General features: G+C 64.2%; 26 protein-coding genes. 10 read left to right on the top strand and 16 right to left on the bottom strand.

Features of this window, described 5'->3' with window-relative positions; genetic code table 11:
• Window positions 1-69: 69 nt before the first annotated feature.
• Window positions 70-1,092: a VTT domain-containing protein gene (locus tag BMY06_RS25065; protein WP_065065930.1), complete on the bottom strand. Its 1,023-nt coding sequence runs from the start codon at window positions 1,090-1,092 to the stop codon at window positions 70-72.
• A gap of 332 nt (window positions 1,093-1,424) precedes the next feature.
• Here BMY06_RS25065 and BMY06_RS25060 point away from each other — a divergent pair, with 332 nt between their 5' ends.
• From BMY06_RS25060 to BMY06_RS25050, 3 genes are all read left to right on the top strand, one after another.
• The gene (locus BMY06_RS25060; protein WP_074985927.1) at window positions 1,425-2,243 is read left to right on the top strand and encodes a helix-turn-helix transcriptional regulator; all 819 of its coding nucleotides are present in this window, start codon (window positions 1,425-1,427) and stop codon (window positions 2,241-2,243) included.
• Window positions 2,244-2,475: 232 nt separating this feature from the next.
• Complete coding sequence (locus BMY06_RS25055; protein ID WP_065065932.1) at window positions 2,476-4,209, top strand: FAD-dependent oxidoreductase; 1,734 nt, start codon at window positions 2,476-2,478, stop codon at window positions 4,207-4,209.
• A 20-nt stretch (window positions 4,210-4,229) separates the two neighbouring features.
• Entirely contained in the window at window positions 4,230-4,457 is a 228-nt protein-coding gene (locus BMY06_RS25050) for a hypothetical protein (protein ID WP_390971356.1), read from the top strand.
• Between the two features lie 65 nt (window positions 4,458-4,522).
• Here BMY06_RS25050 and BMY06_RS25045 read toward each other — a convergent pair whose 3' ends face one another.
• From BMY06_RS25045 to BMY06_RS25015, 7 genes are all read right to left on the bottom strand, one after another.
• Window positions 4,523-5,056 carry a helix-turn-helix transcriptional regulator gene (locus BMY06_RS25045; RefSeq protein ID WP_074985925.1) on the bottom strand — a complete coding sequence of 178 codons (534 nt, stop codon included), beginning with the start codon at window positions 5,054-5,056 and terminating at the stop codon, window positions 4,523-4,525.
• A 421-nt stretch (window positions 5,057-5,477) separates the two neighbouring features.
• Complete coding sequence (gene ggt, locus BMY06_RS25040; RefSeq protein ID WP_074985923.1) at window positions 5,478-7,208, bottom strand: gamma-glutamyltransferase; 1,731 nt, start codon at window positions 7,206-7,208, stop codon at window positions 5,478-5,480.
• 154 nt (window positions 7,209-7,362) lie between these two features.
• Window positions 7,363-8,766 carry an MFS transporter gene (locus tag BMY06_RS25035; RefSeq protein WP_074985921.1) on the bottom strand — a complete coding sequence of 468 codons (1,404 nt, stop codon included), beginning with the start codon at window positions 8,764-8,766 and terminating at the stop codon, window positions 7,363-7,365.
• Between the two features lie 207 nt (window positions 8,767-8,973).
• Window positions 8,974-9,753, bottom strand: a complete 780-nt coding sequence (locus BMY06_RS25030) for a phosphocholine cytidylyltransferase family protein (protein ID WP_065065936.1) — start codon at window positions 9,751-9,753, stop codon at window positions 8,974-8,976.
• A gap of 21 nt (window positions 9,754-9,774) precedes the next feature.
• Window positions 9,775-10,785: a flippase-like domain-containing protein gene (locus BMY06_RS25025; protein ID WP_065065937.1), complete on the bottom strand. Its 1,011-nt coding sequence runs from the start codon at window positions 10,783-10,785 to the stop codon at window positions 9,775-9,777.
• Window positions 10,782-11,624, bottom strand: a complete 843-nt coding sequence (locus BMY06_RS25020) for a 2OG-Fe(II) oxygenase (protein ID WP_074985920.1) — start codon at window positions 11,622-11,624, stop codon at window positions 10,782-10,784. The genes BMY06_RS25025 and BMY06_RS25020 overlap by 4 nt, the downstream gene beginning before the upstream one ends.
• On the bottom strand, window positions 11,621-12,319 hold the full coding sequence (locus BMY06_RS25015) for a CDP-alcohol phosphatidyltransferase family protein (protein WP_074985918.1): 699 nt from the start codon (window positions 12,317-12,319) through the stop codon (window positions 11,621-11,623). The genes BMY06_RS25020 and BMY06_RS25015 overlap by 4 nt, the downstream gene beginning before the upstream one ends.
• Window positions 12,320-12,635: 316 nt before the next feature.
• Between BMY06_RS25015 and BMY06_RS25010 the strand changes: the two genes are divergently transcribed.
• On the top strand, window positions 12,636-13,016 hold the full coding sequence (locus BMY06_RS25010; RefSeq protein ID WP_231957818.1) for a hypothetical protein: 381 nt from the start codon (window positions 12,636-12,638) through the stop codon (window positions 13,014-13,016).
• A gap of 113 nt (window positions 13,017-13,129) precedes the next feature.
• Here BMY06_RS25010 and BMY06_RS25005 read toward each other — a convergent pair whose 3' ends face one another.
• Entirely contained in the window at window positions 13,130-13,651 is a 522-nt protein-coding gene (locus BMY06_RS25005) for a hypothetical protein (RefSeq protein ID WP_074985916.1), read from the bottom strand.
• A gap of 716 nt (window positions 13,652-14,367) precedes the next feature.
• Here BMY06_RS25005 and BMY06_RS25000 point away from each other — a divergent pair.
• The 3 genes from BMY06_RS25000 (at window position 14,368) to BMY06_RS24990 (ending at window position 16,793) form a co-directional block, all read left to right on the top strand.
• Entirely contained in the window at window positions 14,368-15,534 is a 1,167-nt protein-coding gene (locus BMY06_RS25000) for a porin (RefSeq protein ID WP_074985915.1), read from the top strand.
• A 286-nt stretch (window positions 15,535-15,820) separates the two neighbouring features.
• Window positions 15,821-16,174 (top strand): sugar ABC transporter ATPase, encoded by a 354-nt coding sequence (locus BMY06_RS24995; protein WP_065065941.1) that lies wholly within the window; start codon window positions 15,821-15,823, stop codon window positions 16,172-16,174.
• Window positions 16,175-16,286: 112 nt separating this feature from the next.
• Window positions 16,287-16,793 carry a metal-dependent hydrolase gene (locus BMY06_RS24990; protein WP_074985913.1) on the top strand — a complete coding sequence of 169 codons (507 nt, stop codon included), beginning with the start codon at window positions 16,287-16,289 and terminating at the stop codon, window positions 16,791-16,793.
• 90 nt (window positions 16,794-16,883) lie between these two features.
• Here BMY06_RS24990 and amaB read toward each other — a convergent pair whose 3' ends face one another.
• The 4 genes from amaB to BMY06_RS24970 all read right to left on the bottom strand — a co-directional run bounded on the left by amaB (window position 16,884) and on the right by BMY06_RS24970 (window position 19,831).
• Window positions 16,884-18,383, bottom strand: coding sequence for an L-piperidine-6-carboxylate dehydrogenase (amaB, locus tag BMY06_RS24985; RefSeq protein ID WP_074985911.1), 1,500 nt, complete (start codon window positions 18,381-18,383; stop codon window positions 16,884-16,886).
• Window positions 18,384-18,682: 299 nt separating this feature from the next.
• Window positions 18,683-19,168: a hypothetical protein gene (locus tag BMY06_RS38935; protein WP_176087213.1), complete on the bottom strand. Its 486-nt coding sequence runs from the start codon at window positions 19,166-19,168 to the stop codon at window positions 18,683-18,685.
• An 88-nt stretch (window positions 19,169-19,256) separates the two neighbouring features.
• Entirely contained in the window at window positions 19,257-19,388 is a 132-nt protein-coding gene (locus BMY06_RS40500; protein ID WP_258365530.1) for a hypothetical protein, read from the bottom strand.
• A gap of 239 nt (window positions 19,389-19,627) precedes the next feature.
• Window positions 19,628-19,831 (bottom strand): DUF6900 domain-containing protein, encoded by a 204-nt coding sequence (locus BMY06_RS24970; RefSeq protein ID WP_065065945.1) that lies wholly within the window; start codon window positions 19,829-19,831, stop codon window positions 19,628-19,630.
• Between the two features lie 328 nt (window positions 19,832-20,159).
• On the opposite strand from BMY06_RS24970, the gene BMY06_RS24965 reads away from it, so the two are divergent.
• Complete coding sequence (locus BMY06_RS24965) at window positions 20,160-20,834, top strand: helix-turn-helix domain-containing protein (RefSeq protein ID WP_065065946.1); 675 nt, start codon at window positions 20,160-20,162, stop codon at window positions 20,832-20,834.
• Between the two features lie 16 nt (window positions 20,835-20,850).
• On the opposite strand, the gene pcaQ is transcribed toward BMY06_RS24965, so the two are convergent.
• Window positions 20,851-21,939 carry a pca operon transcription factor PcaQ gene (pcaQ, locus tag BMY06_RS24960; RefSeq protein WP_074985905.1) on the bottom strand — a complete coding sequence of 363 codons (1,089 nt, stop codon included), beginning with the start codon at window positions 21,937-21,939 and terminating at the stop codon, window positions 20,851-20,853.
• A 141-nt stretch (window positions 21,940-22,080) separates the two neighbouring features.
• On the opposite strand from pcaQ, the gene pcaH reads away from it, so the two are divergent.
• Entirely contained in the window at window positions 22,081-22,785 is a 705-nt protein-coding gene (gene pcaH / locus BMY06_RS24955) for a protocatechuate 3,4-dioxygenase subunit beta (protein ID WP_065065947.1), read from the top strand.
• Complete coding sequence (gene pcaG / locus BMY06_RS24950; RefSeq protein ID WP_110328628.1) at window positions 22,785-23,375, top strand: protocatechuate 3,4-dioxygenase subunit alpha; 591 nt, start codon at window positions 22,785-22,787, stop codon at window positions 23,373-23,375. Before pcaH ends, pcaG begins: the two co-directional genes overlap by 1 nt.
• A 210-nt stretch (window positions 23,376-23,585) precedes the next feature.
• Here the strand turns inward: pcaG and BMY06_RS24945 are convergent, their stop codons facing one another.
• Together BMY06_RS24945 and BMY06_RS24940 are read right to left on the bottom strand one after the other, a co-directional pair.
• A complete protein-coding gene (locus tag BMY06_RS24945) occupies window positions 23,586-24,164 on the bottom strand; it encodes an NnrU family protein (protein WP_074985904.1) in 579 nt (192 codons plus the stop codon).
• A gap of 336 nt (window positions 24,165-24,500) precedes the next feature.
• Window positions 24,501-24,731: an H-NS histone family protein gene (locus BMY06_RS24940; protein ID WP_065065950.1), complete on the bottom strand. Its 231-nt coding sequence runs from the start codon at window positions 24,729-24,731 to the stop codon at window positions 24,501-24,503.
• Window positions 24,732-24,875 lie beyond the last annotated feature (144 nt).

Below are 24,875 nucleotides of genomic sequence, written 5' to 3'. Positions count from 1 at the left end.
GGCTTCAGGCGCGCGTCAACGGCGAGGCGTTGATGATTCCAAACCGCGACGACCGCCGTCGCGTCCCGATCATTTCGACAGACTCGCGCGCACCGTGAATTCCTGCTCGCCGTCCGGTTCGAAGTCGTCGTCGCGCATGTACGCGGGGTGGAATTCCGCCGAGAGCGGCTCCACGGGATAGCCGCGGCGCTCCCATGCATCGAGTCCGCCCCTGAGCGCATGCGCGTGATGAATGTGCTTGCTGCGCAACTGGTTGACGATGCGCTTCGCAGTCGCCTCGTTCGGGCACACGCAATAGACCACGATGGGCCGCGCGACCAGCTCGGGCGCGATCTCGTCGTGCGAATCCAGGTCGAGCGGACGCGCGCCCGGAATACGGTACGCCTCCTTCTCGCGCACGCTGTGCGGCCGCGCGTCGAACACGATCGGCGGCGCGGCGGACTTCATCATCTCGTCGAGCTGATCGGGCGAAATGCGGTGCGTGGCGAGCCAGCGCCGGAATTGCAGACGGCGCACCCAGCGCCACGCGAGAAACAGCAGACCCGCGACGGCGAGCACGTCGAAAATCGTCCCGCCATTCGCGCGCACGAACACCGCGAAGCGCGCGATTTCGGCGTGCAGCGCCGCGCCGCCCAGCAGATAGACGCCCGCCCACAAGGTCGCGCCCAGCGCGTCCCAGAGCAGGAAGATGCGCATCTCCATCGACGTGGTGCCGAGCAGCGGCGCGGACATCAGACCGAGACCCGGCACGAACTTCGCGACCGTGAGAATGGGCGCGCCGTGACGCTCGAAGACATTGCGCGCGACGCGGATCGTCGTGTCGAGCGACAGCGAAAAACGCACCAGCGCGTTGAGCAGCTTGCGACCGCGCAGACGGCCCGCCATGAACCACAGCGAGTCGGCCAGCAAGGTCGCGAACACGGCCGCCACCAGCAGATTCGGATACGACGCCTCACCGCCCGCCGCCATCGTGCCCGCGAGAATGAGCACGGGCGCGGCCGGAACCGGCACGCCGAGCTGCGTCACGAGCACGCTGAGAAAAACCGCCCCGGTGCCGAAATCGGGCGGGATGGCGGTGGGGAGGGTCCACATGTCGAGGTGTCCTGCGCGGGAACGTTGGGGAAGAAAGGAAACATGTGCATTTGCAGCACAAGGTGGGAGATTACCGCATCCTTGCGTTTTCTTGCTCGCGGTCAGGCGCGCGCAGGATGTCTGAATGTGGCGCTTGAGCGACGGCAGATCCGGCCCTTTGCGTCAACGAAGCGATCTGAGGCGATCGGCGACGATCGGAAGCAGTCGGCGACTCGCCTGTACAGGGCGTCACCCGATGCGCCGGCGAACGATTCGGTGCTACGCTCGAAAACCCGGCACACGCGCGCCGCCGGATTCCGCGTCGATATTTTTCCCGATTTCCTTTACGAAACATGCGCTACTGGCGTCTCGACCGTCCCAGCCAGACGGGTCAGTTCGACCTGTCCCGCGTCACCCGTCTCGTGTCCGCGATCGGCGGCGCCGACGACAACGCGCTCGCCGCCGAAGTGCTCAATCTGCTCGGACCGGCCACTGCGGTGTCGCAATGCACGGTATTCGCGTACGAATTCGGCAATCGCCCGCGCACGGTCTCGGTCGCCGACCATCGCGGCGGGCGCTTTCTGCGCGACGTCGCCGACACCTACGCGCGCCTCTTCTACGCGCTCGACGGCAACCAGCGCATCGTCGCGGACCACGACGCGGGCGCGCCTGGCAACGCGCTCGTGCTGCACTGGCAGACCAGCGCCGATATCGAGCACGACGGCTATCGCACGGCCTGCTACGCCACGCCCAACGTGTCGGACCGGCTCTCGCTGCTGCTGCAGCCCGCCGCCGACATCTGGCTCTCCGTGAATCTCTATCGCGAGCGCGACGCCGGCAATTTCCAGCCCGGCGAGGTGCAACTCGTGGAGTCGCTCGCGCCGCTGATCGGCGAGGCCACGAAGCATCACTACGCACTGCGCGGCCAGCGTCAGCCCGGCATTGCGCCGCTGATGCTCGCGCGCTTGCGCGGTCTCTGCCCGGACCTCTCGAAGCGCGAACTCGACGCGCTGCGCGGCGTGCTCGAAGGCCACAGCGCCGCCGAAATCGCCGACCACATGGGCGTCAAGCCGAGCAGCGTCGTGACGTACCAGAAGCGCGCGTATCGGCGGCTCGGCATCTCCAGCCAGCGCCAGCTTTTCGCGCTCTGTCTCGCCAACGGCAACGGCTGACACGCGCCTCGCGCCGTGCGGGCAATGTCTGCGTGCTGTACCCAAAATGAGGACAGCGCCGCGGCGCGCGCGCTCCATACTGGCTTCATCGACGCGAGATCGGCCTTTCGCCCCGGCGTTTGCCAGAACGGCGCGATCCGCGAATAAAACCAGATTGGAGACAGTTCACCATGCCCCACCACGCCTGTTTTTCGTGCGCCGCTTTCGGCACTTCCGCGCAGGAGCGCGCGCGATGAACGCCGCCTTCCAGCCCTATCCGTTCGAAGCGAAACGCTACGACGCGCGTCTGCCCGACTGCGTCGACGGCCGCGAAACGCAACGCCATGCGGTCACGATCGTCGGCGGCGGCCCGGTCGGCCTCGCCATCGCGCTGGGCCTCGCGCAACACGGCGTGCGCTCGGTGCTGATCGAAGCCGACGACTCAGTCTGCTACGGCAGCCGCGCGATCTGCATTTCGCGCCGCAGCCTCGAAATCATCGAACGCCTCGGCGCGCTCGACGGCTTCCTCGCGAAAGGACTGCCTTGGACCGGCGGCCGCAGCTTCTATCGCCACGACGAAGTGCTGCACTTCACGATGCCGCAGGACGACAACCAGAAGCTGCCGCCGATGGTCAATCTCGCGCAGTATCACATCGAGCAATTTCTGCTCGACGCGGCCGAGCGGCACGCCGACCTGATCGACATCCGCTGGCGCACCCGGGTCACGGCGATCCGCCACGACGAACACGGCGCGACGCTCGCGCTCTCCACGCCCGCAGGCGACTACGCAGCGCAGACCGACTGGCTCGTGGCCGCCGACGGCGGACGCAGCACGGTGCGCGATGCGCTGGGCCTGAAGCTCCAGGGCACGAGCTACGAAGGCCGTTACGTGATCGTCGACATTCTGCTCGACAGCGCGCGCCCGACCGAGCGGCTCGCCTACTTCGATCCGGCGTCGAATCCGGGCTCGACGGTGCTGGTGCACAAGCAGCCCGACAACGTCTGGCGCATCGACTATCAGTTGCGCGACGACGAGGACGCCGACGAAGCCGTCAAACCCGGCAACGTGATGCCGCGCGTGCAAAGCCTGCTCGACATGATGGGCGAAACCGCGCCGTGGTCGCCGGTTTGGATCACGATCTACAAGGCCAACGCGCTGACGCTCGAACGCTACCGGCACGGCCGCGTGCTGTTCGCGGGCGACGCCGCGCATCTGGTGCCGATCTTCGGCGTGCGCGGCGCGAATTCGGGTATCGACGACGCCGACAATCTCGCGTGGAAACTCGCCTACGTCACGCAGGGCCGCGCGCACGCGAGCCTGCTCGACAGCTACTCCGACGAACGCGTGTTCGCCGCGCACGAAAATCTGAGCTATGGCACCAAAAGCACGGAATTCATGGCGCCGCCCTCGTTCGCGTTCGAGCTGATGCGCAAGGCCGTGCTGAGTCTCGCGCTCAAGCATCCGGGCGTGCGCTCGCTGATCAATCCGCGCCAGACGTCGGCGATCGCCTATACCGATTCGCCGCTCAATGCCGCGTCCGATGCGTTCGCGTGCGGCCCCGCGCCCGGCGCGGTGCTGCCCGAATGTCCGCTAACGATTGTCGATCGCGACGGCGCGCATTTCACCGCGCATCTCACCGATCTTGTCGGGCCGCGCTTCACGGCGCTCTGGTTCAGCAACGAAAGCGAAAGCGCGATCCCCGCCGACATCGCCGCACTCGAAGCCGGGTTCGCCGCACGCGACATCCCCTTCACGCTGATCCCGATCACGCGCGAGGCGCCCGCCGATTCCGCACGACGCGGCGCATGGGATCACACGGGACGGCTCTTTCCGATGTACGGCGTCGAGCGAACCGCGCTCTATCTCGTGCGCCCCGACGGCCATGTGCTCGGACGCTGGCAAGGCGTGCGCGACGAGCGCCGCGACGAAACCGCCAAACTCGCGCAACATGCGCTCGCGGCAATCGATCGCGCACTGCACGGCTGATGCCGAAATCCGGAGACACGATGATGGAACAACAACTGGAGTGCGCCATGACGGCCATGACGGATAGCGAACTCGACGCGGTCTATACGCGTCTGTGCAAAACGATGACAGCGTTGGGCGAGGCCGCGACGCCGCTGTTTCTCGCGCGCTTCGCGCTGCTTGCCGTCGAGCGCATCGGCGACGCGAACGCCGCGCTCATGCTGATCGACGCCGCACGCGAAGACATCGACGGGTCGGCCGCGCTGTGAATCGCGCCTTGAATCGCACCGTGAATTACGCCATTAATCGCGCTTTAAACCCGCTTTAAAGCCACTCACCGACGCGACGTTTGCAGCAGCCGCGCGAGCTTCGAGCGGTTGCTGATACCGAGTTTGTGAAAAGAACGGTCGAGATGCGTGCGCACGGTCGTATAGGAAATGCCGAGCCGCTGCGCGATTTCCTTGTCGAGCAAACCATCCGCCGCCAGCTCGACGACTTCGCGTTCGCGGCGCGTGAGGCGCGCGATCGGATCGCCGTCGGCCTGCAACGGGTCGTCGCCGGCAGGCGTCGCGTCGATTTGCGTGTCGCTGCCGACCCGCGCCAGCGCGGCCACGAACGCAGGCCGGATCAGATCGAACATCGCGCGGTCGCGCCCGGACGCGCTCTCGCGCGCTCCGCCACGCACGATCCACATGTTGCCGTCGCTCGCCTCGCCTTCCCACGCGGCTTCAGCGAAATCGTCCGCATCCAGCAGATCGAGCATGCGTGGCGCGACGTCCACACGCAGGGCCTCTTCAGTGAGCGCAGGCGCCGCCAGCACCCTGAAGAGGTCGGCGAGCAGCACCAGTTCGCGGCGAGTCAGATGCATGCGCAACAGGATGAAGACAGCGTTGGATCAAAGTGCACGTTCATGATTGCCCCGCGGGCCGCCGCCGTTGCATGCGCAACGATCGGCGCCCACGTACGCGCTCCAGCTTATCGAGCGTGTTCGGTGAATTCAAGAAAACTTCCGGAGCGGAAAAGAAAATGGGCGGCAAAGCCGCCCCAAGAAAACACACGCCGACAGCCATCAGGCCGCCGGAAATTGCATCCTACGCGATGCTCATTGGGTGTGAATCCTCATTAAAGAGGACAAATGTGCATCGCATGCGAGCTTTCCCGAATCGCGCCGTGACGCCGATGTCGCATGCGAAAAAATGCCACGCAAATATTGCTCATCAGCCATTCACTGCGCATAGATCCGGTAAATTATCCCCAATTGATTCGATGACAATGAAGGAATCGGAAAATCAGGGAATCACGCGCGTCACGCCACGGCCGCGCGGATCGGCGGCGGCTTCGGGCGTTTCGCCGTCGATGCGGATCGCCTGAATATCGCCGTTGAAATCCTGGCCCTTCAGCGTATACCCCTTCGCTTCGACCTGCTTGGCGAGATCGCCGTCGATCGGCTGGTACGGCTCCCAGAAAATCGTATTCGGCGGCAGCAGTTGATGGTGGAAACGCATCGCGCCCACGGCGTCCTTCAACGGCATCTTGAAGTCGTAGAGATTGTTGATGACCTGGAAGATCGACGTAAAGATGCGCGAGCCGCCCGGCGTGCCGATCACCAGCGCGACCTTGCCGTCCTTCGTGAGGATGGTCGGCGTCATTGAGGAAAGCGGACGCTTCTTCGGTGCGATCGCGTTCGCGTCGCTGCCCACCACGCCGAACATGTTCGGCACACCGGGCTTCGCGGAGAAGTCGTCCATCTCGTCGTTGAGCACGATGCCCGCGCCCGGCACCACCACGCCCGAGCCGAAATAGCCGTTGATCGTGTAGGTGTTCGAGACCGCGTTGCCCCACTTGTCGACCACCGAGAAGTGCGTCGTCTCCGCCTTTTCCGGCATCGAGGTGCCGAGCCCCGGCTGCACGCTCTTCGTGTCGGAAGGCTTGACGGGATCCACTTCGGCCACGCGTTTCGCGAGATAGGCGTCGTCGGTCAGTTGCGCGACCGGCACCTTGTAGAAGTCGGGGTCGCCGAGATATTGCGCGCGATCCGCGAACACCCGCTTCTCGATCTCCGCGATCAGATGAATGTATTGCGGCGAGTTGAGCGTCACGTCCTTGAATTGCGGCGCGAGCATCGCCTTCATCTTGAGCAGCTGGACGAGGCCCACGCCTCCCGAACTCGGCGGCGGCGCGGTGATCACTTCATAGCCGTTCCACTTCGCCTCCACGGGCTGACGCCACACGGCCTTGTAGTCCTGCAGATCGCGCTTCGTGATGAGACCGTGGCCCTTCATCGAGGCGGCGATCAGGTCAGCCGTCTTGCCGTCGTAGAAGTCCTTCGCGCCTTGATTGGCGATGCGCGTGAGCACGTTGGCGAGATCGGGCTGCTTGAACGTCGCGCCCTCCTTCATGTCGCCGAAGTACTGATCGAAATTGGTCTTGCCGCCGAATTCCTTCGACGCCTCCTCGCGACGCTTCGCCAGCAGTTCGTCGACGACGAAACCATCGCGCGCGTACTGAATCGCCGGTTGCAGCACCTGCTTCCAGGGCAGCTTGCCGAAGCGCTTCTGCGCTTCCCACATGCCCTCGACCGTGCCCGGCACGCCCACGGCGTCGTAGCCATAGAGGCTCTTGCCCGGAATCACGTTGCCCTTGTCGTCCTGATACATCGTCCGCGTGGCGGCCAGCGGCGCGCGCTCGCGATAATCGAGGAAATACGGCTTGCCGTTCACGTACAGCGTCATGAAACCGCCGCCGCCGATATTGCCGGCTTCGGGATACGTGACGGCGAGCGTGAAGGCGATCGCGACCGCGGCATCGACCGCGTTGCCGCCCGCCTTGAAGATCTGCTCGGCGGCGTCGGCCGCGTATTTGTCGGCGACGGCCACCGCCGACGCGTTCAGGACCGCGGGATGTTGCTGCGTGTCTTTCGCAAATGCGGGCGTGGCTTCGAGAAAGCCCGCCGATAAAGCGGAAAGCGAAATGAGTGCGAGAGCGGCTGCGGAAATTTTCGTTCTATCGACCAGCTTCATTGAGTGACCTCCATGATTCGGTTCATCGCGTAACGTCAACCACCTTTCACCGGGCTTTTGACCCGGTTACAGCGCTTATAGCATGCGCAGAAATCGTTTGCGATCCGGCGATCCGCCGATAACCCTGATGCGCCGATTCATGGAAGACGCCGCGTCAGGCCTTGCCGCGACTGCCGCGCGCGATCTCGTCGCCGGCATTGGCGGGCAGGCGCATCGTCACGGGAATCGAAGCCACCGAGAACAGGCCGACCACGAAAAACGCCGGCCAGAAATCAGACCAGACGATGGTCGGATGGCCTTGCACGCGATGCGAAATCTGCAACACGATGCCGGCGATCGTCACGCCAAGACCCAGCGACACCTGCTGGATCACGCTCGCCACGCTGGTCGCGCGGCCGATGTCTTTGGTCTCGATGTCCGCGTACGCGAGCGAATTGAGGCCGGTGAATTGCAGCGACGGAAACAGGCCGCCCGCCAGCACGACGAGCCAGATGAACCACACGGGCGTCGTCGGCGAGAACAGGCCGCAGACCGCGATGGCCGCGCCCGCGATCGCCGCGTTGACGATCAGCGTGCGACGGAAACCGAAGCGCCCGAGCACGCGCGAGACGATCGACTTCATGAAGATCGAGCCGAACGCCGACGCGCAGGTAATCGCCCCCGACGCGAACGCGGTCATGCCGAGCCCTTCCTGCAGCGTGAGCGGCAACAGGAACGGCACGGCGCCGAGACCGATGCGAAACAGCGAACCGCCCGCCACGCTCGCGTTGAAACTCGGAATGCGCAGGAACTTCAGATCGAGCACGGGACGTTCGGCGCGTTGCGCATAGAACCAGTAAAGCGCGAGCAGGATTGCGCCGACCACGCACATCGTGACCGCTTTGGTATTCGAAACAAGTTCGCCGCCGACGAGCGACAGGCCCAGCATGAACAGCGACGCGCCGCCCGCCGAAAGCAGAAAACCGAGCCAGTCAAGCGGCCCCGGATGCTCCTCGTGCATGTTCGCGATATGCCGGTTCGCGAGCCAGATGCCGAACACGCCAATCGGAATGTTGACGAAGAAAATCAGCCGCCAGTGCAGATAGGTGGTGATGAACCCGCCGAGCGGCGGCCCGACGACCGGCCCGAGCAACGCGGGCACGGTGAGATAGTTGACCGCGCGAATGAAGTCCGACTTCGGCAGCGAACGGAAGATGATGATGCGCCCGACCGGCACCATCATCGCGCCGCCGATGCCCTGCACGAAGCGCGCGGCCACGAACATTTCGAGCGAGCGCGACGCCGCGCACAGCAGCGAACCGGTCATGAAAATGCCGATGGCCGTGCGAAACACATTGCGCGAACCGAAGCGGTCGGCCACCCATCCGCAAATCGGAATGAATACGCCGAGGCCGATCACATAGCTCGTGACGGCCAGTTTCAGCGTGATGGGATCTTGCCCGAGATCGCGGGCCAGCGCGGGCAGCGAGGTGACGATGACTGTCGCGTCCACGTTCTCCATGAACATCGAGCACGCGACGATAAGCGGAACGATGAAAGTGCCGAGGGCAAGGGGCATGGGCAGGAACGACGATCAGCGCGGCTGATGGCGTAAAGGCACCATTATGGCACTGTGTTGCGAAACGCGGTGGGTCGGCAACAGATGAAGCCGCACGAAAAACACAAAAGGCCGTGAAGCGAACTTCACGGCCTTTTTGAGGGCCTTTTTACGGCCATTCAGACGCCGAGACGGAGCGAGCCGCATGCATGCGGCCCGCGCGCGCGATCACTCGGCCGTCTGCTTCATGCGGCTCACGATCGGCGCGAGTTGCGGCAGCACTTCTTCCGCTGCGCGCGTCACGTCGTTCGGGAAGTCGATCTCGATCCACGGCGCGCCGGTCACGTCCGCCGTGTCGAATTCGGCGCCGCGCTCGAGCAGCAGATCGCGCAGCGCTTCTTCGTGCGGCAGGTTCGCGCGGCCCGTATCGACGTAGCCTTCGACGATCTGCGCAAAGCGGCGCGCGGTCGGCTCGTTCAGGCGGAAGAAGCCCACCGATTCGCCGATCGTGTCGTATTGCAGGCCCACGGCGAGCTGTTTGCGCAGTTCGACCGGCACGCCGTCGCGCAGGCACAGCTTCACGGGCTCGTCGCCGGCTTCGAAGTCGCGGTCGATCAGCAGACGGTTGGTGGGCGCCTCGCCCGCGACGAGCGGCGCGAACACGCGTTCGTCGTAGAGCACGTCGGCGTCCATGAGCAGCACGTCGCCGCCGCGCGTGATGGCTTCGGCCGTGCGATGCACGGTGAGCACGCTGCCCAGATCGAAGCGCGGGTTCATCACCACTTCGACCTTGTGCGGCCAGTTGATGCGCTTGAGTTCCGCTTCGACCAGTTCAGGCTGGAAGCCGAGCGCGAGCACGACTTCGGTGACACCCGCCGCTTCGAGCATCTGCAGATGGCGTTCGAGCAGCGACACGCCCTCGAACTGCAGCAGACATTTCGGAAACTGTTCTCCAGCGCGTTGCTGAAGGCGCAGGCCGAGGCCTGCCGCAAGAATGATGGCGCGCATGCGTTCCTTGGGAGAAAAAAATCAATCGGCGATTTCGACAGCGGGCACGCGCAGGGCGCGCCGGCGTTGCCAGCTTCGTTCGCTGAAATGCAGATACAGCAGGCCCGGAAGACCGAGCAGAATTTCGCGCGCGCGCTTGGCGAGCGAGAGCGCGAGAGCCGCTTCCGGCGGCAGGCCGACGAGCGGCGCGAGCAGCAGATAGCCGCCCTCCTGCACACCGAGCGAGCCCGGGATGGCGAAGGCCGCGCCACGAATGGCCTGGCCGATGCTTTCGAGCAGCAGCGCGTCGACCCAGCTCACCGGATGGCCGAGGAAATGCAGCGCGAGCCACACTTCCGCGGTGCCGACGAGCCAGCCCGCGAGGCTCAGCGCGAAGCTGGCCGCGGCGCGGCCGCGTTCGGCGTAGAGCGCCTTCACGGCGGCGTCGATCGCGTCGGCGCGCGTGGCCAGCGACGACCAGTCGCGCTTGCCAAACAGCTTCGAGGCGATGCGCAGCAAACGGCCGAACAGACCGCGCCGCTGCGCGACATAAAACAGGGCGATGAGACCGCCGAGCACGAAGGTGGCGATCAGCGCGGCGATCCCGAGATCGCGCGGCGCGCCGTTCGTGGCGTAAGCGGAAAAGAGCACGATGCCGAACACCGCGAAGACGATCTGCGCGACCGCTTGCAGCGTGGTGCTGACGGTGATGGCCGCCGCCGCGTCGCGCATCTGCATGCCGCGCTGCGCGAGCTGGCGCGTCATCGCAACCGGACCGCCGATCTGGCCGGCCGGCAGCAGGCTGTTCACGGCCTCGCCGCTCCAGCGTGCGAGCAGCGCGTGACGCTGGTCGACGCGCTCGTCCTTCTTGAACAGCACGGCGATGGCGCCCGCGTCGAGCGCGAGCGGCACCACGTGAAACGCTGCGACGAGTGCGAGGCCCCAGCCGGCAGCCGCGAGCGCGCCCGTGACCGAGCCAAGGCCCTGCCATGCGAGCAGCGCGATAAAGAGCGCCGTGCCGATCGACAGCAGCAGGATGGCAGCCCGGCTCACACCGATCCCCCGGTCTTGCGCGCGCCGCCGGTCGCCGATTGCAGCGCCTTGCGGAACACCTGACGGAAACCGAAGTACGCGATCGCGTCCTTCATGTTCGAGATGAAACGGCGCCACGGGCGCATGTTCGGGTTCGTCACGTATTCGAGCGTGAGCGAAACACGCACCTCGCCTTCGCGGCTGGGCGTGACGCGATGCCGCAGCTTGTCGCCGTCGAACAGAATGAGCGCACCCGGCGGATACTGCACCGCGCCGGGCTCGTCGGGCTTGTTTTCGTCGCGCGTGTGCAGCTCGTAGTCGAGAATGCACGACGAGTCGTCGATCACGCCCAGCAGCACCGTATAGCGGCGGCCGTCGTAATAAGACGTGTCGTAATGCCAGCCGATGTGATCGCCCGCGCGCGTGTAGTAATACAGCGCGTACGCGTGCGGATCGTCCTGCGGCGACAGCTGGAGCTTGTCGCCCGTGATCTTCTCGAGCCACGCGATGAGCTTGGGCGAGCGATACAGCTCGGCGATCCACGGCTGCAGGCGGTCGATGGTGTGGCGGCTCACGCTGCCACCCGCCTTGTGGCCGGGGATGAAATTGCGGTTGACCTCGGGCATCAGCGCATTGGCGGCGTCGATGAGCCGCTGCGTGGCGTCCGCGGGCAGGAAGTCGGAGAGATAAAGGAACGAGCCTTGATCGACGTACTCGTTACGCAACTGATTCGTATTCAGATCGCCCAATGCGCGGCCGACCGCGGCGTCCGCGTCGCCTGCCTGCACCGGCGCGCCCGACGCCACGCTACTGTCGCGCACACCCGGCGCGACCACCTGCTCTTCTGCTTGCACACTCATCTGCTGATCCAAACCTGACGGGTTTCCTTGCCTGGCCGCGTGCGACGCGTTACGCGCACATAGTCGAGCACCACGTAAATGGCGAACAACGGCGCCCCGATGGACGCGGCCACGACGAACGGCGCCACGATACCGGTGAGCGTGACGAGCGGCAACAGATAGAGTACGTCTTCCGTTTCGAACCCGCCGACGAACGCCTGTTGGGTGCCGGCCTTGCCGGCCATTTCCTCGATACGCATGCGCAGGAAAAAGATCACTGCGACCGCGATACCGGCGACGCCGCCAAGGATGGCCGGCGGCACATGCCAGTTCGCACCGGTTGCCGCCTGCACGCCGAGGCCGTAACCCATGCCGAAGAACAGCAGAATGGTCGTGAGCGCGTCGGCAGCGAGATCGTAGAAATGGCCGATCCGGCTGGTTTTACCACTGATGCGCGCGAGTTCACCGTCAGTGTGATCAACAAAATTCGACAAAACGATCAGAAATGCGCCAATATTGACGTGCAGGAAGTCACCGCGCGCCAGATAAAAGGCGCCGGCGACGCCGATCAGCAGGCGCAGCGTGGTCAGGTGATTCGGGGTAACGCGGGTGGGGACGAGCGGCGTGACGAGCCAGCGCGCGACGCGCGCGTCCCAGGTACGCGGCAACGGCACCGCGCGGGGTGCCGTTTTTGCAGGTTGGTCTTTTCCAGTCATAACCGGGAAATATATACGGCTTCCAGAAAACTTGCAGGTTTTCCGACAGTCGAAGGGCGCGGGAAGCGCGCCCGCCAGCTGGCTGAATGCGCCCGCTTGAGGCGCCTTTAGCGGCACATCGCACACAGCCCGGGCGACCTCGCGAGCAAAATTAAACGATCCCGCGTAGAGTTCAGACCTCGCACCGGCCCGGTACCGGATATCGGGTGGCGCCTGCCCGCGCAGGCGCAGCTTAATTGCCAGAATTCCAATGAAACGTCTGACTTTTGCGGCCTCCGCTGCCGCCTTTCTCGTTAGTGCGCTTGCTTTCGCACCCATGGCGGCCCGCGCCGCGGCCCTCGACGACGCGCTCACATGCCAGGAATCCGCGCACGATTTCGTCTCGGGCCTGATCGACCAGAAACTGATCGATGCAAAGCCGATGCGCGTGGAAAGCAACTCGATCAACGCGTTCTGGCCCGCTCACGGCCAGCACCTGACCGCCTATGGCTTCAGCGTGTTCGCAATCGTGGGCTTCCAGCAGGACGACCCGCTGTTCAAGACCGGCGACGGCAAGCCCATCGGCCGTTCGGCCTATGGCGCGGTCGTGGTCGCCACGCAGGCCAAGGTGCAGGCAGCGCTCGACGCGGCCGGCAATCACGCGATCGTCCATCATGCCGGCCCGCTCCTGACGGCGATTTTCTGCCAGCAGGATTAAGCGGCCGCCCCTCCCGACGCTTGAATGCGGCAGGCTCGGGGTTTTGGCTGTTAGTTGCGAACGAGGGGGAAAGCGGCGGCAAATGACCGCCCCCGCCTCTGACACGCCGCGCCTTACTCGATACGGCCGAATCCGCCCTCGGCCCACGACTCGGCGCGCGCCTTGGTGAGCTTGAAGTTCGGCGCGACGCGCAGCTGCGCGATCTGCTCGCCGAACGCATCGAAGGCCGTGAGCGTCGCATAGGGCTCGTACTCGTCCGGCACGATGTCGAGCGTGACGTCGACATCGCCATCGTCGGTGCGTATGCCGATGCGCTTGTGCATCTGCGCGCGCAGCTGCTGCTCGTGGCGCCGGAGCACCTCCGAGGCCGTCTTTACGAGCGTATTGAATGCCGAGGTGTCGAGCGGCTTCGGATTCTTCTTGTCGCGCCCCATCGTCCACGGGCCGACCAGCGCGGGCTCCGGCTCGCCGTCCTTGATCATCTCGACGGCCCAGCCGTCGTCGTCCTCGTTCTTGATGACGCGCGCCATCCAGCCGTCCTTGTGCCACAGGCGCGCTTCCTTGATCTCGTCAACCGCGTCGGCGGTCGTGTCGTCAAAGGCGTCGTCGGGGAGTTCGGTTGATGCGTCGGTCATGGCGGGTTCCATCGGTTCTGCGGGCGGCCCGTTTTATCGGGCTGGGGGCAGGATTTTACCCGCAAGTGCCAATGCGGCCGCGAAGCGCCGAATCCAGCCGACGCATTTCGTGAAGGGGACACAATAAAATCGACGCGCGAAACAGACTCGATTAATGACTCGCGACAAAATCAAATCATTAATAACCGGGAAAGTTCCCGTTTTCTATTTCTGCAACAGACTCTTCCAGAATTTAGAAGAAAGTAAAATGCCCCGAAAGCGGGCAAAAAAAACGCGGCCCGAGGGCCGCGTAAAACAGATGAAAAAAGACCACCCTTGGTCAAGGGGCAAATGAATTGTACCGCCGCACAGTGGCTCCGTGGATCACATAATCTGGAACAATACCTTCCACAAAGCGGCAGAATACGACAGCAAATATTTCGTCATCTTCTGTAACGCCCGCCGGACGGACATTGCCGACCCGTCGCCATAATGCAACAGATTTTAATGTCGTCACATTTTGTCGCATCTATTTCCGGATTGAAAAAATGCTTATAACCCAGTGACTTACGTGAATTAGTGCGAATTCTACAATTTTCAGAATGTATTATTGCCTCGAACGATAAGAATGTTCTGATTTACGAGAATACACTGGGCCTCGAATCGTCAGACCACGAAGGCCAGCGCAGCAACGCGGTATTCGTGAGATTCCCAAGTACTGTCCGGAGTTAAAAAGCATGAAAAAAACCCTCATCCTCGCTGGCGTTCTCGGTGCCTTTGCCATGAGCGCGCATGCGCAAAGCAGCGTCACGCTTTACGGTTCTCTCGATGCCGGCATCGTCTACGCGAACAACGCCGGCGGCCACAGCCTGTGGGCCCAGGGCAGCGGCGCGCTGTCCCACAACTACTTCGGCCTGAAGGGCTCTGAAGACCTCGGCGGCGGTCTGAAGGCCATCTTCACGTTGGAGAGCGGCTTCAACATCGGTAACGGCTCGTTCAGCGAATCGAATACGATCTTCAACCGTCAGGCCTATGTCGGTCTGCAGAGCGACCAGTACGGCGCCCTGACACTCGGCCGCCAGTACGACTCGATGAACCAGTACCTCGCACCGCTCTCCGAAGCGGGCGCGGGCTTCGGCAACAACCTCGCGGGCCACCCGTTCGACAACGACAACTTCGCCCAGACGTTCTCGATCAAGAACGCGGTCAAGTACTCGAGCGCGAACTACGCGGGCTTCCAGTTCGGCGGCATGTACGGCTTCTCGAATGAAGCCGACGGCTTCGCGAACAGCCGCGCATGGAGCGCGGGCGCGTCGTACAGCAACGGTCCGCTGAACGTCGCGGCCGGTTATCTGCAACTGAACAACTCCGGAACGGTGGGCGGCAACACGAGCGGCGCCGCCTCGGCCGACACGAACATCTCGGCCCGCCAGCAACGCAGCTTTGGCGTCGGCGCGAACTATACCTACGGTCCGGCGCAAGTCGGCTTCGTGTGGTCGCACTCGCAGATCGACGGTCTGCAAAGCCTCGGCAGCGGCGGCACGACGCTCGCCGGCCTGAGCGGCCTGAACCTGCACATGGACAACTACGAACTCAACGGCGCGTATCACCTCACGCCGGCGCTCGCGCTCGTCGGTTCGTACACGTTCACCGACGGCACCGTCACGGGCACCGGCGGCGGCGACCAGAGTCCGAAGTGGCACACCGTCATGGTCGGCACCGACTACTCGCTCAGCAAGCGCACCGACGTCTACCTCGCGGGCGTGTACCAGCACGCTTCGGGTTCGCTCGGCGTGAACGGTTCGGGCCAGGCTCTGCAGAACGTGGCGGCGATCAATACGCTGTCGCCGTCGTCGACGAACAACCAGATCGCCGCGACGATCGGCCTGCGTCACCGCTTCTAGGCACGTCGGCTCGCGCGCCTGCGCGAACCCGCGGACGACCGGCGCAATCCGCCCGTCGCCCGCCTCTCTCCCAACGCACAAACGGCACAACCGCTTGTGCGTTTTTTATTCGGCGACGGATTCGCGAGCGCGGCGCTGTGACATCTCGCTGTTGCATCTTTTTACGATATGCGGACCTGCGCCGCATCCCGCGTGCGTATACTCTTGTGCAGCTTCCGCAGTCTCGCACTGCGCTTCTCTGTACTCCGCTCCGATCTGCACCCCGACCTGCATTCGTACCGCCGCCATGAATACGCTCACGCAACGCCTCGCCGCCGTCCTGCCTTTCGCCCTGCTCGCAGCCTGCGGCTCGTCGCCTTCGAGCACCGCCTCCAACGGCGAAACGATGATCTACGCTTCGTCGGCGCGCTCGCCGTCATCGATCGCCAACTGTCTCGAAGACCGTCTCTCGGACGTGCACGAATCGCGCTCGGGCAACATCACCGAACTCGCGGTGGGCTCGCGTTCGAACGCTTCGTATTTCGTCACGCTTACGCCGAACAACTATGGCTCGGTGATTCGCGTCACGCACGGCGCCTCGACCTCCGACAATCCGCCTGAAGAAAAGCTGCGTTTCGACGTCGCGCGCTGCACGACCTGATGCGTTGAACGTCACGGTCGGCGCATGAATTATTTACTGCGCCAACCCCCTGTCACGAAGCGGTCACATCTGCGATGATGTGCGCCCTTTCGACTTTGCACGACACCGCTTCATGGCATCAGGGACCGCACATCACGCTACCGGATGGGCAGCCGGCGTCATCGCCGCCGCCCTCGTCACGCGCATGGGCGCCGACGGTCCCTGGCATCTCTTCGCCGCGCTCGCCTTCGTCGCGGGCGTCGCGGGCGGCACCGCGCCGGACTGGCTCGAAGTCGCGTGGTGGAGCCAAAAGCGCCGACTGTGGTGTACGCATCGTACGATCACGCATTGGGGCATTGGCTGGATCGTGCTGCTGGTGGGCTCGTATCGCGAACTGGGCCATCAGCTGTGGGCCGCGCCGGCCTTCGGCTTCGCGTGCGGCGGCCTGATTCATCTGCTCGCGGACTGGCCGAACCCGCTCGGCGTGCCCTGGATCATGCGCCGGCATTCGCTGAACTGGTGGCGCAGCGGCCATTGCGATCTGATCGTGGTCGCGGCGTCGTGGGTGGCCGCGTGGTTCTTCGCCGTGCATGGCGTGCCGCACGGCTGGTCGCTGGAACCGCTGCGCCGACTCGTCTGATTAATTCGCTTTATTCATCTGGATTCCGAAATAAATCAGTGATGCGATGCGCGCATAAAACGGGCGACCGTGGTCGCCCGTCTCCGTGCTTCAATCCAGCTTGAAGTCGATGCCCTGCGCCAGCGGCAGCGCCGACGAATAATTCACCGTGTTCGTCGCGCGCCGCATGTAGCCCTTCCAGGCATCCGAGCCCGATTCGCGGCCGCCGCCGGTTTCCTTTTCGCCGCCGAATGCGCCGCCAATCTCCGCGCCGCTCGGTCCGATGTTCACGTTCGCAATGCCGCAATCGCTGCCCGACGCCGACAGGAATCGCTCCGCCTCGCGCAGATCGGTCGTGAACACGCACGACGACAACCCATGCGCCGCCGCATTGTTCGCCGCAACGGCCTCGTCGAACTCGCGATACTTCACGACGTAGAGAATCGGCGCGAAGGTTTCTTTCAGCACGATCGCGCTTTGCATCGGCATTTCCACCAGCGCGGGCCGCACGTAGTAACCGTTCGGCAAGCCTTCGACATCGACCCGCTCGCCGCCCGTCACCTTGCCGCCTTCCGCACGCGCTTGCTGCAGCGCCGCCTGCATCTGCTCGAACGCACGCGCGTCGATCAGCGGTCCCATCAAGGTGCCCGCCGTAAGCGGATTGCCGATCGGCACCTTCGCATACAACTGCTTCAAACGTTCGACAGTGGCCTCGTAGACGCTCTCGTGCACGAACAGCCGGCGCAGCGTCGTGCAGCGCTGACCCGCCGTGCCGACCGCGGAAAACAGGATGCCGCGCAACACGAGTTCGCGGTCGGCGCTCGGCGTGACGATGCCCGCGTTATTGCCGCCCAGTTCGAGGATCGAGCGCCCGAAACGCTGCGCCACGGCCACGCCCACCGCGCGGCCCATTTCCGTGCTGCCGGTCGCGCTGACGATGGCCGCGCGCGGATCGGCGACGAGTTTCTCGCCCACCTCGCGTCCGCCGATGACCAGCGAGACGAGGCCTTCCGGTGCATCGCCGAACGCGTGTAGCGTGTCGTCCATGATCTTCTGCACGGCGAGCGCGGTGAGCGGCGTTTTCTCCGAAGGCTTCCAGATCACGGGATTGCCGCAGACGAGCGCGAGCGCCGCATTCCAGGACCAGACCGCGACGGGAAAATTGAACGCGGAAATCACGGCGCAGACGCCCATCGGGTGCCAGCTTTCCGCCATGCGATGACCGGGACGCTCGGAGGCGATGGTCAGACCATAAAGCTGACGCGAAAGACCGACCGCGAAATCGCAGATGTCGATCATCTCCTGCACTTCGCCGAGTCCCTCTTGCAGGATCTTGCCGGCCTCCAGCGAAACGAGACTGCCGAGCGCCTCCTTGCGGGCGCGCAGGCGCTCGCCCAGCAAGCGCACCAGTTCGCCGCGTCGCGGCGCGGGGACGTTGCGCCAGTGCAGAAACGCGGCCTGCGCGCGCGCGAGCGCGGCGTCCACGTCGGCGGGCGACTGGCTCGCCAAATGTCCGATGGTTTCGCCGGATATCGGCGATTTCACTACGATGTCACCCGACCTGGCTTCTTCTGAAATGCCGAGGTCGGCGAGAATGCGCGCTGCGTCCATGACCGATCCTTATATTTCCGATAAGAAACAAACTCTCGTGCGCCGACTATACACGGCGCCCGATAGCGCATCAAGACGGACAAAAACGGATGCAGCGGCACTGTCAGATGCCCGTTCGACAAGCGCTAACGGCAGCTTGCACGGGGTTCCGGCAGAAAAAACGGACGCTCAGCAGGAGTTTCCGATCAGAAACTTTTCACCTGGATGACTGAGTTTCCTATCGGAAACCGAGAAAAATCGGGCGCGGCGCGTCGTCGCTGCCGACGCTGCCGACGCTGCGAAGCAATGGAAGTGCAACCTCAGCGCGCGTAACCGTTGCCGCCACCGGCCTGCGAGTCTTGCGCGCCGCGCCAGCGAGCAGAACTGCCCTGACCGCTCTGACGATCCTGTCCAGTGCCGTTTCCAAACGGCGCATGGCCGCTGCCGTCGCGACCGGCATGGCCGGAACTAGCGGCGGGCGCACCCGGACCGCGCTGCCCGTAACCCGGCTGCGCCTGACCGGGCCAGCGTCCGCGATGGTCGTCGGGCGGCGTCAGACCACGACGATAAACGCCGCCCCGGCGATCCCCGTCATCGCGACGACCGCCGACCGCGATATCAACGGTCCCCACCGCGCCATATGCCGGCGCATAACCATAGCCATATGCGGGCGCCGCCTGAACAACCTGACCGCCGCCCTGATCGTCATAACCGTAGGCCGTCCCATATCCCGGTCCGTAACCGGGACCGACCACACAGCCCGCCAACGCCGCAGCGGCTCCTGCCGCCAGCCACAGTTTCAACATCGCTTTTCCTCGAATCGCTATGCGAAAAATTCGCCATCAACAAAAAGCCCCGCAAACATCGCGGGGCTCGTCGGATCGCACGGACACCTTAGCGGCAGTGCTTTTCCCAGTGCTTATGCACGCGGACCTTGTGGCACTCGTGGTGCACGCCGGCCTGCGCCGACGAAACGCCAGCGGCGAGAATGCCCAGCGCGGCCAGTGCGAGGAGGATTGGCTTCATGGATTGCTCCGATCGGTTGAATGCGGGGCTCGAATCGTAACAACGGGCTTTGCGCGGCGCGAGCAATGCAAAACGCGGCCTGACAATCGAAACGCCCATGGCGTCGCCAATCGCGGAAGCAACGGAAAACGCGGAAAAAAAGCGGCGGGAAGGAAACGATCAGGTGAAACGAAAAAGTGCGCTTTATCGGTTATCAGCAGGAAGGCGGACGCGGCGAGGCGCGCGGCCGCGCTTCGTGCTCACGATTCTTGCGTGCATTCCGGGCGCCCCATGCGATGACCGATGATCAAACCGGCGTCGTAGGCGGTTTCGAGCGCGCGACCGACGTCTTCCGCGCTCACGAGGTGAAAGTCGGCGGTTTGCTTGCCGGTCAACTCGAAGCGCTCGATGCCGAGCGTTCTACGCGAGATGGCTAACAGTAATTCGAGGCGTTCGTCATGCATTATCTTTACTCCATTTGATCTTTCTCACCTGATCTAAATATAAGGTCGGTCATGGCGCACTTCACGTGGCGCCGCGCCGCATATCGAGGCTCTACTCAAAACCTTACTGTATTGAAAGACAACTCCTAACCGCATAAGATCCGCCGCGATCTTTAAGGATTGTCAATTCGAATCCCTAAGCAATTTCACGCGCCAAAAGCGACAGATCGCAGCAGCGGCCCCGCGCCCATCCGATCGACGACATTGGCCATCTGGCCGAGTTTCCTAAGCGCTACGCTTTGTTATTATCGGAAACGTGCCAGAACAGAATTCCTCTTTGCCTTCGCTTATGGACAACTCGCTCGCGCAACCGTCGAGCTCCTCGACCGCCGACCTCGGACGCCGCGTCCGCGCCGCGCGTCTCGCCCAGGATCTGACGATCGACTACGCCAGCCGCGTCTGCGGCGTGTCGCGCTCGACGCTCTCGAAGATCGAAAACGGTCTGATGTCGCCCACGTTCGACGTGCTGCAAAAAATCGTCGCGGGTTTGAATATCGACCTCGTCGATCTGTTCGGCTCGGCACCGAAGCTCGATTTCGGCGGCCGTCGCGCGCTCACGCGGCGCGGCGCCGGCAAGCCGCACGCGTATCGCGGCTACGAAATGGAACTGCTCGCCACCGAACTCGCGCACAAGGCCATGCTGCCCTTTCTCGTGCGCATCACCGCGCATTCGACCGAGGCCTTCGACGACTGGGGCCGCCACGAGGGCGAGGAATTCATCTACGTGATCAGCGGCAGCGTGTGCCTCTACACCGAGCTCTACACGCCCACGCAACTCGAGGCCGGCGACAGTCTCTATTTCGACAGCCGCACCGGGCATTACGCGGTGTCGACCAGCGAAGAAGACGCCATGGTGATCTGGATGTCCACCGGCGCCGCCGTGCCGGGCTCGCCCGAACCGGAGGCGCAAGCCGCGCCCGCCGCGAAGCCGACGCGTTCCAAAAGGAAACTTTCGTCGGCTTGAGGAAACGCCCGCCGTTTTAGCAGTTTGCGCGACCCGGGCGGCGCGCTCGGGTCGACCTGGCCGTCTGCTGATCCGCCGCCGGCCTTTCCACCGCCTGCTTGTCCGCCGCCGACGCTTCCGGCTGACGCTTGCGCGACCGGCGTCCCGGCGCGCTGGCGTGCGCCACCGCATCGCGTTCGCGCGCCGCGATCCGCACCGCGTCGATCAACGCGCGCCCAGCCGGCGAGGGCTGCGTGTCGGTACGCTGGATCAGGCCGACGGGCTCCTCGCCGCCCGCCACCGGCAACGGCAGACGCACGAGCGACCCGTGCCGCAAGTCGTACTCGACCGCGCCCGACGGCACGAACCACACCGCGTCGTTTTCCAGCGCCATCGCGCGTCCGACCGAAACCGAGAGCAATTCGACCGATGACGTCAGCGGCGGCGCGCCCCACGCCGCCAGCAGGCTGTCCGCGGCCTGGCGGATCAGCGTGCCGAACGGCGGCAGCACGAGCGGAAACTGCGTGGGGAACTGCGCGAGCGGCCGCGCCGCGCCCGCGCCCTGCAACAGCGGATGCCCCGCGCGCACGACAACGGTCATCGGCTCGTTGTAGAGCTGCTCGAAGCTCAGGCCGACCATGCGCTCGGGATCGGCGAGACGGCCCACCGCGAAGCTGATCGCGCCCGCCTTGAGGCGTTCGAGCAGTTCCGTATTGGCCGCCGTCAGCAGCCGCACGCTCACGCGCGGCCACTCGCCGGCGAAGCGGCGCATCGCGTCAGGCAGCAAGGCCGTCGCCACCGTCGGCAACACGCCGATGTCGAGCGTCGCCGCCACCGCGCCCTCGTCGCGCGCGAGCAAGGCCACGCCCTGGCGCAGCGCGCTCACGCACGCGCTCGCATGCGGCATGAACAGCTGGCCCTCGCGCGTGGTCACTGCACCGTGGCGGCCGCGCTCGAACAGCTTCACGCCCAGCGCCGACTCCAGCTCGGCGATGGTCTTCGACACGGCAGGCTGCGTCACGGACAGACTTTCCGCCGCCTGCTGCACGCTGCCGAACTGCGCCACCGCCAGAAAACACTGCAAATGCCGGAATTTGACGCGCGAATCCGCAAGCCGGTTTTCCATAACGATCCGTTATACGAGATGCGATAAAACATCATTTTGCATAACTTTTCGCATTGGATAAAGTGGATGTCATCCGCGCAACGCGACCGTCCGCCGCGCGGCATAAATCCACTTCCCCAAAATCTGCCAGGAGACAACCCCATGGACGAGTCCATCCTGTCGCCGCGCGACTTCGACTCGCACCCGGCTTTCGTTTATCCGCCGTATCGCTCGTCGGTGAAACGCGGTCCCACGCTGCCCCTGATTCCGCTGAAGGAAAAACTGCGCAATCTGCACGCACCCGTCTACGGCGCGGAAGATCTCGGCGCGCTCGACAGCGACCTCACGCGCAACGCGGCACGCAATGGCGAACCGCTCGGCGAACGCATCATCGTCACGGGCCGCGTGCTCGACGACGGCGGCAAGCCCGTGCGCAACACGCTGGTCGAAATCTGGCAGGCGAACGCCGCCGGCCGCTACGTCCACAAGCAGGATCAGCACGATGCGCCGCTCGACCCGAACTTCCTCGGCGCGGGCCGCTGCGTGACCGACAACGAAGGCCGCTATCGCTTCCTGACGATCAAGCCGGGCGCGTATCCCTGGGGCAATCATCCGAACGCCTGGCGCCCGCAGCACATTCACTTCTCGCTGTTCGGCGACTACTTCGGCTCGCGCCTCGTGACGCAGATGTACTTCCCCGGCGACCCGCTGCTCGCGTTCGACCCGATCTATCAAGGCACGCCCGAGCAGGCGCGCGAGCGCATGATTTCGCGCTTCTCGCTCGACACCACCGAAGACAGCTACGCACTCGGCTACGAATTCGACATCGTGCTGCGCGGCCCCAACGAAACCCCGATGGAGCGTTGATCATGGCACTCAAGGAAACGCCCTCGCAGACCGTTGGCCCGTACTTCGCCTACGGCCTCTGCCCGCAGCAATACAACTTCGATTTCAAGAGCCTGTTCACCGCCGACATCGTCGGCACGCAGACGCCCGGCGAGCACATTTCGCTGATCGGCCGCGTGATCGACGGCGACGGCAAGCCGGTCTTCGACGCGATGCTGGAGTTCTCGCAAGTCGACGCCAGCGGCCGTTATCCGGCGTCGCGCGAGCAGATCGCCGAAACGGGTTTCCGCGGCTTCGCGCGCGTGGGCACCGGCACGGATCCGGAACAGCGCTTCATCGTGCGCACCGTGAAGCCGGGCGTCGAGAACGCCGGCGAGGCGCCGCATCTGAACGTGATCGTGATGATGCGCGGCATGCTCACGCATACCTTCACGCGCGTGTATTTCGACGACGAAACGGCGGCCAACGCGGCCGATCCGGTGCTGTCGTCGGTGCCGGCGGCGCGTCGCGACACGCTGATCGCGCGACGCAGCGAACAGGCGGGCAAGATCGTCTATCACTTCGACATCGTCATGCAGGGCGAACGCGAAACCGTGTTCTTCGATCTCTGATCGCTGCATGCCACACAGCCGGAGCGCGCCGCTCGCCATCAAAGACGCATGACTTTCACGCGCCTTTCATGAACGTACCCTAAGATCGCCCGCACTGCGATCTGATCGCGGAACTCCGAGCTGTACCTTGATGAAGCCTGCCACGAGCAGGCTTCTTTTTTTGCTTTCGCGCATTGTCGACGACGTGAACGCGCACGCTCGAATTGCGAATCAGCCGAGCGGACGCACGCCGATCAGCACGCCATGCAGCCAGAACGCGAACACGGCCCACGCGACGAGACCGATCACGACGGCCAGCGCGTCGCCGCTTGCGCTGCCGGGCGGATAGACCACGCCGGCCTCGCGATCGCGACGGCGGCCGGCCCGCACTTCCACGAGCGCCCAGATGAAGAACACGCCGAACAGCACGATGGCGTGCAGCGTGCCGTTGGCGAGCAGATGCGCGAACGCCCAGAGCGCCACGCCGCTGACGAAGGGCTGGCCGAGCACGCGTTTGATGTGATTGTTGGGCACATAGGCCGCCACGATCATCACGAAGGCGATGGCGGTGAGCAGCGCGACGAGATGCGCCATGCCCGGCGGAGGCAACCAGACGTGGACGGGATAACGCCGCGCGAGCCCGTAGCCGGCGACGGTGAGCACGACGCCGAGTATCGACAGCAACGCGAACACGCCGCGCCATGCACGGATGCCGAAGCGTTCGATTTGCGCCGCGCGCCACGGCCCGGCCAGCACGCGGATCGAGTGCACGCCGATGAAGATCGCAAGACCCAACACCAGTAACGCCATTGCCGTCTCCTGTCTGCGCGTTCAAGCGCGCATTGCTGTTTATCACAAGACGGCGTGCAGTGTCGCGCAACCGGTACGCCACGCCAATGCGAGAGATCGGCGCAGCGCATCCGCGTTAATCACGCGAACAGCGAACAGGAATACAGCGGGACGCGAACCGGCGAATCCACCATGCCCATTAACCGGCCATAATGAACCGAATAGTATTATTAAAACATCGCTGAAAAATATACCGGAAATGGCCAATAAGCCGAATTGCCATCCGGCAAAATCGACAAAACGCGATTACGAACGCCACCCCGGGCAAACGCCCGTGCGCCGTGCCGTACAGGCCAATCAGCAGCGGAAATGCTCGATATCCTGGCCTGCGTGCTTATAACGCAAAAGCCAGCTCGGCATTTCGCCTTCCCCGTTCCAGGTATTGCCAAAGGCATCCCGGTACTTCGGTTGCCGTTCGCTTTCGGCAATTGATGACTCAAGATCTTCGAGCGTAATGCCGTACTCTTCCATGCGGTGTTGAATCCACAGGATGAGCCGTTCGCGCGCCTCACCGTCGAGGTCGAACATCGGTTAATTCCTCTCGCATCGCCAAGGGCAAGGCGCCGATCGCTATCGAATCGTCTGCCCTGAAAAGACAAAGGCTTCGCTCGTACCGCGAAGCCTTGCTGCACTGATGAGGTGGCCTGGGCTGTGGAACCCGTGACCGGTTCG

It is taken from the genome of Paraburkholderia tropica (assembly GCF_900109265.1).
In the GTDB taxonomy this organism is placed as follows: Bacteria; Pseudomonadota; Gammaproteobacteria; order Burkholderiales; family Burkholderiaceae; genus Paraburkholderia; species Paraburkholderia tropica.
The sequence above is the reverse complement of the archived record's forward strand: the minus strand, read 5'-3'. Positions and strand labels throughout refer to the sequence as shown.

Bases quoted from the DNA above. Each gene is read 5' to 3' on its own strand.
- BMY06_RS24995 (WP_065065941.1), top strand. From the start codon at position 15,821: ATGAATACGCTCACGCAACGCCTCGCCGCCGTCCTGCCTTTCGCCCTG.
- BMY06_RS25050 (WP_390971356.1), top strand. From the start codon at position 4,230: ATGATGGAACAACAACTGGAGTGCGCCATGACGGCCATGACGGATAGC.
- BMY06_RS24940 (WP_065065950.1), bottom strand. From the start codon at position 24,731: ATGTTCGACCTCGACGGTGAGGCGCGCGAACGGCTCATCCTGTGGATT.
- BMY06_RS25020 (WP_074985920.1), bottom strand. From the start codon at position 11,624: ATGAGTGTGCAAGCAGAAGAGCAGGTGGTCGCGCCGGGTGTGCGCGAC.
- pcaH (WP_065065947.1), top strand. From the start codon at position 22,081: ATGGACGAGTCCATCCTGTCGCCGCGCGACTTCGACTCGCACCCGGCT.
- BMY06_RS25030 (WP_065065936.1), bottom strand. From the start codon at position 9,753: ATGCGCGCCATCATTCTTGCGGCAGGCCTCGGCCTGCGCCTTCAGCAA.
- BMY06_RS24970 (WP_065065945.1), bottom strand. From the start codon at position 19,831: ATGCATGACGAACGCCTCGAATTACTGTTAGCCATCTCGCGTAGAACG.
- BMY06_RS25015 (WP_074985918.1), bottom strand. From the start codon at position 12,319: ATGACTGGAAAAGACCAACCTGCAAAAACGGCACCCCGCGCGGTGCCG.
- amaB (WP_074985911.1), bottom strand. From the start codon at position 18,383: ATGGACGCAGCGCGCATTCTCGCCGACCTCGGCATTTCAGAAGAAGCC.
- BMY06_RS25065 (WP_065065930.1), bottom strand. From the start codon at position 1,092: ATGTGGACCCTCCCCACCGCCATCCCGCCCGATTTCGGCACCGGGGCG.
- BMY06_RS25000 (WP_074985915.1), top strand. From the start codon at position 14,368: ATGAAAAAAACCCTCATCCTCGCTGGCGTTCTCGGTGCCTTTGCCATG.
- BMY06_RS24965 (WP_065065946.1), top strand. From the start codon at position 20,160: ATGGACAACTCGCTCGCGCAACCGTCGAGCTCCTCGACCGCCGACCTC.
- BMY06_RS25035 (WP_074985921.1), bottom strand. From the start codon at position 8,766: ATGCCCCTTGCCCTCGGCACTTTCATCGTTCCGCTTATCGTCGCGTGC.
- BMY06_RS24945 (WP_074985904.1), bottom strand. From the start codon at position 24,164: ATGGCGTTACTGGTGTTGGGTCTTGCGATCTTCATCGGCGTGCACTCG.
- BMY06_RS40500 (WP_258365530.1), bottom strand. From the start codon at position 19,388: ATGAAGCCAATCCTCCTCGCACTGGCCGCGCTGGGCATTCTCGCCGCT.
- pcaQ (WP_074985905.1), bottom strand. From the start codon at position 21,939: ATGGAAAACCGGCTTGCGGATTCGCGCGTCAAATTCCGGCATTTGCAG.
- ggt (WP_074985923.1), bottom strand. From the start codon at position 7,208: ATGAAGCTGGTCGATAGAACGAAAATTTCCGCAGCCGCTCTCGCACTC.
- BMY06_RS38935 (WP_176087213.1), bottom strand. From the start codon at position 19,168: ATGTTGAAACTGTGGCTGGCGGCAGGAGCCGCTGCGGCGTTGGCGGGC.
- BMY06_RS25060 (WP_074985927.1), top strand. From the start codon at position 1,425: ATGCGCTACTGGCGTCTCGACCGTCCCAGCCAGACGGGTCAGTTCGAC.
- BMY06_RS25005 (WP_074985916.1), bottom strand. From the start codon at position 13,651: ATGACCGACGCATCAACCGAACTCCCCGACGACGCCTTTGACGACACG.
- BMY06_RS24990 (WP_074985913.1), top strand. From the start codon at position 16,287: ATGGCATCAGGGACCGCACATCACGCTACCGGATGGGCAGCCGGCGTC.
- BMY06_RS25045 (WP_074985925.1), bottom strand. From the start codon at position 5,056: ATGCATCTGACTCGCCGCGAACTGGTGCTGCTCGCCGACCTCTTCAGG.
- BMY06_RS25010 (WP_231957818.1), top strand. From the start codon at position 12,636: ATGGCGGCCCGCGCCGCGGCCCTCGACGACGCGCTCACATGCCAGGAA.
- BMY06_RS25055 (WP_065065932.1), top strand. From the start codon at position 2,476: ATGAACGCCGCCTTCCAGCCCTATCCGTTCGAAGCGAAACGCTACGAC.